Here is a 1751-nt window from a genome sequence, read left to right as displayed (position 1 = left end):
GATCCCGTTAGCCAGTTGGCCTGATTCGGTTTGCAGGGTTCCCAGTCCATTCGTTACCTGATTAGAGCCGGTTGCTAACTGACCGACACCAGAGCTAAGGGTTCCGGTTTTCGACTGCAAGGTTCCCAATCCACTCGTCACTTGGTTGGATCCGGATGCTAACTGACCGACGCCGGAGCTAAGGGTTCCGGTTTTCGACTGCAAGGTTCCCAATCCACTCGTCACTTGGTTGGATCCGGATGCTAACTGACCGACGCCGGAGCTAAGGGTTCCGGTTTTGGATTGTAAGGTTCCCAAGCCATTGGTTACCTGGTTTGACCCATTGGCTAATTGACCCACACCACTAGCTAATTGGGTGGTGCTGCCATTGAGTGTTTGCAAGCCGCTTGCAACTTGATTGGCGCCGCTTGCGAGTTGGGGAATCTGTGAAGACATCGGCGAGACTTTAACTTTCATGGTCTGAATCCCGTCATTTACCTGTGAAACGGCAACGGTATACTGATCAATCCCATCGTCAAGCTTGACTTGACCTTCGTCGATTTGCGTGGCGGCATCAGCGGCATTTTTCATGCCTTTGCCAATGGTTTTGATTTGATCAAAAACCGCACTGGCGTAAGCATTGGTCACATTTGCCCTAATCTCGCTGTTTAAGGCATTCAGACCGATTCCTGAGATGACTTGGCCGATGTAATTTAGCGAATCATTGGTTTGATATTTAAGATCCATTTTTCGGGGATGCTCGTCCAGAATGGTGGCAGCATTTTTCGAAAAATCTTTAGGTAGGGTAATGACCGTGTAATACTTGTTGGCTTTCATTCCCTTATCAGCTTGGGCTTTAGAAACAAAATGCCAGCCAAGCTTTTTGTTATTCTTGAGTTTATTGACCGTCTGCTCACCAACGTTAAGTTTTTTACCTTGGTAAGTAACCGGCTGATCTAAGTTCACCACGGCTACGGGTAGATTCTGTGTATCACCATAAGGGTCCCAAACAGACTTTAAGAAGAAAATGCTGTAAAGAAAAGGAATTAAAATGATGACAAGCACCGAAACTAAGATCAATTTATTTTTGCCGATGAACTTAAATTCATCTTTGATCATAAGCACTTTACTCCTTTATTTCGTTTAGATACATGTCCAGCAGAGATTCAAAAGATGTGTCGCGGCTGGCTTTATTGTCAGGTAAAAATCCCATGACTTCCAAAACGGTAAAACCAAGCACACTACTAATGAAATCCTGGACAAAACTTTCTTTTGCCATTTGCTTCAGCTCCGTGTGCACAATCAGACGCTTCAGCAAGTTAATAACATCGCCGGTGCCTTGCACAAATGGACTGCTTTCTGGGAATTGATGGACAAAATAAATAATTTCATCTAACGACTGTTGACGTTCAAAATAGCGATGAGCGACTTCTGCAAAAGCACGGATCGCCTCTTTGCCTGAGATACCGCTGACGTTCTCTATCAACTCTTGGTAAAGGTTATGCATAAATTCGGTCCCCAACGCTTCAATGACTGCCGGTAGATTCGGAAAGTAGTTATATAGCGACTGAGAACAGATATTCAGTTCCTTGGCCAGCGTCTGAAAGGTCAAGTCCCGAATACCGTCTTGGGCGACCATCGTTCTTGCAGCATCTAAAACAATTTCCCGATTTAAAATCCGATGTTTGGTTGTCATGCAAGCCTCCTTAAAGCTAACCTATATTCCAAAGTACGAATATACGCCTACCGATTGAAGCATGCAATCTACGAAA

The 1751-nt window shown here is 44.8% G+C and carries 2 protein-coding genes; both read right to left on the bottom strand.

What is annotated here, in order from left to right; genetic code table 11:
• Window positions 1–1098, bottom strand: a 1098-nt coding sequence (locus GSO_RS13820; protein ID WP_010493241.1) for a YhgE/Pip domain-containing protein, incomplete at its 3' end; no start/stop codon positions are given.
• A gap of 7 nt (window positions 1099–1105) precedes the next feature.
• On the bottom strand, window positions 1106–1675 hold the full coding sequence (locus tag GSO_RS13815) for a TetR/AcrR family transcriptional regulator (protein ID WP_010493240.1): 570 nt from the start codon (window positions 1673–1675) through the stop codon (window positions 1106–1108).
• Between the last annotated feature and the right edge of the window lie 76 nt (window positions 1676–1751).

This window comes from Lacticaseibacillus zeae DSM 20178 = KCTC 3804, assembly GCF_000260435.1.
Lineage (GTDB): Bacteria > Bacillota > Bacilli > Lactobacillales > Lactobacillaceae > Lacticaseibacillus > Lacticaseibacillus zeae.
Note: the sequence above shows the minus strand (reverse complement) of the source record. Positions and strands in the feature narration are given on the sequence as shown.

Coding starts and splice junctions, on each gene's coding strand:
- GSO_RS13815 (WP_010493240.1), bottom strand. CDS start 1,675: ATGACAACCAAACATCGGATTTTAAATCGGGAAATTGTTTTAGATGCT.